The organism is Nostoc sp. UHCC 0252 (assembly GCF_034931145.1).
GTDB lineage: Bacteria > Cyanobacteriota > Cyanobacteriia > Cyanobacteriales > Nostocaceae > Nostoc.
In genome coordinates this window covers 1-6152 of the sequence record NZ_JAYGHE010000145.1, presented here as the reverse complement: position 1 = coordinate 6152, position 6152 = coordinate 1, and the positions used below count along the sequence as shown (strand labels likewise).

The window sequence follows — 6152 nt, the reverse complement described above, 5'->3', positions numbered from 1 at the left end:
CGGATTTTTCTTAACATTCAACACTTTTGGATTTATAGATAAAAAAATTACTAATATGACCTTTTTGCCACAATTAAATCAGGATATATACCCTTGTTCTCGTCAATTAACAATGAAATTCTCCCAACTTCGAGCCATAGTTGCAGTAGCAGATCGTGGTAACTTTAGTGAAGCAGCCTTAGAATTGTAGCTTTCCCAGCCTGCGATCGCTACCTTAGAAGAATTAGGTGTGCCTTTATTTGCTAGAGTCCGTCACGGTGCTGTGCTGACACCTGCTGGCGATCGCCTTTCCTATTAAAAATCAACTCTGCACTCCCAACTCTTGTACAGACGCGATGAATCGCGTCTCTATTCAAAGATACTCGCGCAAGAAATCAAAGGGATCGTCTTCCCAACAAGGCTCAGGTATCAGCCAAACCAAACTACTGTCAATGTCGGCTTCAATTTCATCACCGTCGTCTCTATCAAATAGTTCTATCAAAGCTGTCCAATCACGTTCTCTCAGAGACGTTAACGATGGGGCATATACCTGGAAATTATTTGAGTAATTCACGCGCAAAGTTGTGCTTGACAGCTGTAAAAATTTAGTATAAAAATTTGTAAATAATCAGTTTTTAGCTTTGCCAACCGTAGCTAAATAAGTATTTCGATACTATTAAATATGGGTTACTTTCATAAGTGTCTCATAATTTAAATAGGACTGCTATAGTATTTGTTACATAATTACAAGCTGAATTTACTCAGACCGGACAAATCCTTAAGAGGTTGTTTGAAAAGTTTTAGGCGAATAAAATGATGCCTCCGGCACGCCAAGGGCGAACGCTACTACGCAAACAAAGTCCACCTCCGTAGACCAAGAGAAAATCAATGGTTTTAATCCACGGAGGTGGGTTTTGACTGTGTAGCCGTGACTTCCAGTCACTCGGTGAGTAATAAATTAGACTTTTTAAACACCCTCTAAGATTTCAACTCGACTAATTCCACGCGAAAGACTTCAGCAAAGCACTGTGCTACATAAAAGCGCACTTCCTCGCAAGTAATACCTGGAATCCATTCGGCTAAACTGCCTACAGGTTTATCAGAAATACCGCAGGGTACAATGCGCTCAAAGCCTGTCATGTCTGGACAGACATTTAATGCAAAGCCGTGCATGGTAATCCAACGGCTGACTTTAATCCCAATAGCCGCAACTTTTCGACCCTGTAACCAAACACCAGTAAAAGCCGGAATTCTTTCTCCCTGCAACCCATAAACTGCTAATACGCGAATTATTACTTCTTCGAGTTGGCGTAGATACCAATGCAGGTCTTTACGATAACGTTGCAAATTTAAAATCGGATACCCGACTAGTTGACCAGGACAATGGTAAGTAACTTCGCCACCTCGTTCAACTCGATGTACATCATATTGACCCTTGTCAATATCAAATTTGAGAAAGTCTGAGTTGCTTCCTTGCCCCAGAGTGTAAACGGGTGGATGTTCTAGCAAAATTAACACGTCATCTAGACTAGGGTCATGGATACGCTCATTGAGGAGCGATCGCTGCCATCCATGAGCATCTAAGTAAGGCATTAATCCTTGGTTATACAGCAAACAACGGCCACTGTGTGATTCTATACTATGGATCATGCCGAAAGTCAACTAGTATTAGGAACAAAATATATTGCGATTTACAGGATTGGAGTCAAAAAGTGTCAAGATTTGCAAAGGATTTTAAAGGAAAGTCAAGGGAACATGCATTAGAAAATACAAAGTGCTAGCTTGAATATACAACCTCAATAGGTTTTAGGAGGAATTCTCTGCAATAAGCATCATGCCAAGACAATAAGAAAGATGCACTGGCTGATGACTCTAATAATCTTGTTTGAAATATAAACAAGATCGACTTCGACAAATACTCGTGTTGTTGATCGACAGCGAGTAAACCTGAACCGGACACAGAAGGAGCAACTATCAAAAGTTCTGTAAGCGTTGTTTTAATGGAGCTACTGCTCAAATTTCCTCACCAAATAGTTCTATGTGGAAATCCAATTGGATATTAGCGCAGAGATGAGGAGGAAAATCAAAGTTATAATGAGCAGAAACTTAGATGCAGTAAGCTTAGAGATAGCTTACCAACAGTAGATAGAAACAGTTCACAATTTGTTTTGGCGGGAGTAATAAACTTTACCGCAATTTCTTTTCATACAAAGCAAATTCACACATCAAATATTTAGTGGGAGAGTTTACATGAAGCTTGTCATCCACGGCAAAAATATTGAAATCACCGATGCGATTCGGGAATATGTACATCAAAAGATTGAAAAAGCAGTTAGTCACTTTCAGAGCCTTACAAATGAAGTTGATGTCCATCTGAGCGTAGCCCGTAATCCCCGAATTAATACTAGACAAGCAGCCGAAGTAACTATTTACGCTAATGGTAGCGTTATCCGTGCCGAGGAAAGCAGCGAAAATCTATATGCCAGCATTGATTTAGTTGCAGATAAGATTGCCCGTCAATTGCGGAAATACAAAGAACGTCTTCAAGATCAGAAAACTCAGTCTCAACCAGCAGAAGTAGTTGTTGCAGAGTCGGTAGTTCCAGATTTAATTGGCGATCGCACCCCCGAATTGCCCAACGAAGTCGTCCGCACCAAATACTTTTCCATGCCACCGATGACCCTTGGAGAAGCCTTGGAACAACTGCAACTCGTGGGACACGACTTTTATATGTTCCGCAATTCTGAAACTGGAGAGATTAATGTAATTTACGAACGTAACCACGGCGGTTATGGTGTAATCCATCCCCGCAATGCTAACGGTCATACAAACGGCAAGAATGGCAAGTCAAGCCACACTAATACTGCCATGCCGGAAAAGTTGCATTCTAAATAGGGAATGGGGAAGAAGCAAGGGAGCAGGGGGCAGGGAGCAGGGGGGGAAAGAGGTAATGTTATTCTCCCCAATTCCCAATTCCCAGTTCCCAGTTCCCAATTCCCAATTCCCGATTCCCAATTCCCAATTCCCTATTTCGCAATCTGTTGCAAACTTTTCAATGCTTCTTCAACATGACCTTTAAAGTTAAACATTGAATCAAACACGTATTGCACAACTCCTTGTTGGTCAATGACGTAAGTAACGCGACCAGGGAATAAGCCAAAGGCTGCTGTTGCGCCATATAGCTTCCGTACTTGGTCGCCTTTGTCAGTTAACAAAGTAAAAGGTAGATTATATTTCGCAGCAAATTTTTGGTGAGATTCGCTGGAGTCAGCACTCACGCCAACAACTTCAGCGCCAGCACTTTTAAACACTTCATACTGATCGCGAAAGGCGCACGATTCAGTCGTGCATCCAGGTGTGTCATCCTTGGGATAAAAATATAGGACAACAGCTTTTGTGCCGCGAAAATCTTGGAGGCTAACTGTTGAGCCGTTTTGAGCAGGTAGAGTGAAATTAGGAGCAGTATCTCCAACTTTGACTGGCATAATAAATGGTGGTAATTACTTAACAAAATTTTACCTTGTATCCGAGTATATAAATTTTGCTTGATTAGCTGCATGAGGCGGAGTAACTTAGATACTCATCAAAGAAAAAATTCCCCTTAAGTAACCACACAAAATTAATTACAGTCATTTCGCTTCGCTACATTCGCAATGACATTATGTTTAACCACTTATGCGTCTGACTTCACTTGATGTTTTTCGCGGCATTACGATCGCTGCTATGATTCTCGTCAATATGGCGGGAGTCGCAGATAATGTATATCCTCCCTTAGCTCACGCCGATTGGCACGGTTGCACACCAACTGATTTGGTATTCCCCTTCTTTCTCTTCATTATTGGTGTAGCGATGACTTTCTCGTTGTCAAAGTACACCGAAGACAACAAACCAACCTCAGCTATTTACTGGCGCATCTTACGCCGCGCCGCCATTCTCTTCGCCTTGGGATTGCTACTAAATGGCTTTTGGAATCAAGGTGTTTGGACTTTTGATTTGAGTAGCATCCGCATAATGGGAGTGTTGCAGCGCATCAGCATTAGCTATCTGTTGGCTTCCTTGATAGTTCTCAACCTTCCGCGCAAAGGTCAATGGATACTCGCAGGAGTGATACTTATTGGCTACTGGTTAACGATGATGTATCTACCAGTACCCGATTATGGCGCGGGAGTTCTGACACGAGAAGGTAATTTTGGCGCTTATATTGACCGGATGATTATTCCCAAAGCACATCTATATAAAGGTGATGGTTTCAAATTTATGGGAGATCCAGAGGGACTGTTCAGTACTATTCCTGCGATAGTAAACGTCCTCGCTGGCTACTTTGCTGGTCAATGGATACGCAGCCAACCTGTAAAATCACGGACAAGCATCGGGTTAGGATTATTTGGTGTTGGTTGTTTAATTATCGGTTGGGCGTGGGGGTGGACATTTCCCATCAACAAAAAGCTGTGGACAAGTTCTTATGTAGTCTTTACTAGCGGTTGGGCGTTACTTTTGCTAGCGGCTTGTTATGAACTCATCGAAGTCCGGCTAATTCGTCGCTGGAGTAAACCTTTTGAAATTATGGGCTTAAATGCGATCGCACTTTTCGTTCCATCTGTTTTGTTGATTAAAATCTTAGTGAGAACCACTATCGGCACTGGTAAAGACGCTCCCAGTACTTACAATTGGATTTACCAGAATTTTTTCGCATCTTGGGCGGGACTTCTGAATGGTTCTCTGTTGTTTGCCATAGTCACCGTGTTGTTGTGGTGGGCTGTTGGTGTTCTGATGTATCGGCAACGTTGGTTTCTGAAAGTGTAATTTTTATTTGCGTTATATTTTATTTAGGCAAGGTTCTAAATTATTGTACTTAGAAGCAGACGTAATAAAGTAAAAATATTTTTTGTAGTTTACGTTTGAGTGTTAACTAGGTTACAACAGGTATTAAGTAATCCTTTTTTAACACTCAAGGAACAGGAACAAAGACGATCGCAGCGTTATCTATAACTCAATACGGTTCAGTTAAGAGCTGCTGGCAAAATTTTGGGTTTTTGAGACGCGATAAATCGCCGTCTCTACAAATGTTTTGGTCTGATCTGAACTGTATTGATCTATAACTCTTGATAAACTCATTTCCGTTCTTATTAGAGAACTGGTTGAAATTCTGATGTCTAACAACAAGCTGCTTCTAAAATTCCGAATAAAGAAGCGTCTACAAATTTTTCTCTGTGTTGAAAATTATTATTTCTTCTAATTCACTAAATTAATCCATAAAAAATTGTGAGGTAATAAATGCATCGCATTAAACTTTGGGTACTTTTGCCAGTTACCCTGATTTTAGGTTGTTCAAATCAACTGTTTCAATCTAGTCCATCTGTGGCAAACTCTAACCCAGCAGTAGTTCAACAAACTAGTCCAACTTTATTAGCAAAGGCGAGTTATCTTTCACCCCTAGAACAACAGGTAATTATTGAAACAAATAAGGTACGAACAAACCCCAAGTCATACATTCCGATTATGCAAAACTATAGGAAACGCTTTGAGGGGAACCGAGTCAAAATTTCTAATAATACCTATCTGCGAACTCAAGAAGGAGTCAAAGCAGTCGATGAAGCGATCGCATTTTTGAAATCTGCACGTCCTGTAGGAGCTTTGAGTGCCTCAAAAGGTATGTCTTTAGGGGCAAAAGACCATGTTAAAGACCAAGGCCCAAAAGGCGCTACAGGTCATGATGGTAGCGATGGTAGCAACCCTTTTACTCGCATCAACCGCTATGGTAGATGGCAAACAACCGCAGGTGAAAATATCAGCTATGGCCCAAACACTGCCCAAGATATCGTCATGCAATTAATTATTGATGATGGCGTGCCCGATCGCGGTCATAGAACAAACATTTTTAACGGTGCTTTTAAAGTGTCTGGCGTAGCTTATGGAACTCACAAATCATATAGAACAATCTGCGTAATTGCCTACGCTGGGGGTTATAAGGAAAAATAATTTGAGATAGCGAGTGGGGACAATACCGTTCGGTTAAGATATCCCCACCTTCTTTTTGCAAATAGTAACCATTCAGAAGCGGCTATAGGACTCCTATTTGATTTCTGAAAAAATCCGTACATCTCGAAAAGGTTAATTCACTACTCCCCACTCCCTACTCCCTACTCCCTACCTACGCAAATATTTTCAGTAGT

Annotated in this window: 6 protein-coding genes and 1 pseudogene; 4 read left to right on the top strand and 3 right to left on the bottom strand. The window is 41.2% G+C overall.

What is annotated here, in order from left to right; all coding sequences use genetic code 11:
* Positions 1 to 112: 112 nt before the first annotated feature.
* A pseudogene (locus VB732_RS35180) lies at positions 113 to 295 on the top strand (LysR family transcriptional regulator); the annotation flags it as partial.
* A gap of 57 nt (positions 296 to 352) precedes the next feature.
* Here the strand turns inward: VB732_RS35180 and VB732_RS35175 are convergent.
* Positions 353 to 553, bottom strand: a complete 201-nt coding sequence (locus VB732_RS35175; RefSeq protein WP_323235435.1) for a hypothetical protein — start codon at positions 551 to 553, stop codon at positions 353 to 355.
* 404 nt (positions 554 to 957) lie between these two features.
* Complete coding sequence (gene lipB / locus VB732_RS35170; protein WP_323235434.1) at positions 958 to 1629, bottom strand: lipoyl(octanoyl) transferase LipB; 672 nt, start codon at positions 1627 to 1629, stop codon at positions 958 to 960.
* A gap of 600 nt (positions 1630 to 2229) precedes the next feature.
* On the opposite strand from lipB, the gene hpf reads away from it, so the two are divergent.
* Positions 2230 to 2874 (top strand): ribosome hibernation-promoting factor, HPF/YfiA family, encoded by a 645-nt coding sequence (gene hpf, locus VB732_RS35165; protein WP_323235433.1) that lies wholly within the window; start codon positions 2230 to 2232, stop codon positions 2872 to 2874.
* Positions 2875 to 3005: 131 nt separating this feature from the next.
* Here hpf and VB732_RS35160 read toward each other — a convergent pair whose 3' ends face one another.
* Entirely contained in the window at positions 3006 to 3464 is a 459-nt protein-coding gene (locus VB732_RS35160; protein WP_323235432.1) for a peroxiredoxin, read from the bottom strand.
* Positions 3465 to 3654: 190 nt separating this feature from the next.
* Here VB732_RS35160 and VB732_RS35155 point away from each other — a divergent pair, with 190 nt between their 5' ends.
* Positions 3655 to 4782 (top strand): acyltransferase family protein, encoded by a 1128-nt coding sequence (locus VB732_RS35155; protein WP_323235431.1) that lies wholly within the window; start codon positions 3655 to 3657, stop codon positions 4780 to 4782.
* A gap of 471 nt (positions 4783 to 5253) precedes the next feature.
* Positions 5254 to 5958 carry a CAP domain-containing protein gene (locus VB732_RS35150; RefSeq protein ID WP_323235430.1) on the top strand — a complete coding sequence of 235 codons (705 nt, stop codon included), beginning with the start codon at positions 5254 to 5256 and terminating at the stop codon, positions 5956 to 5958.
* Positions 5959 to 6152: the final 194 nt, after the last annotated feature.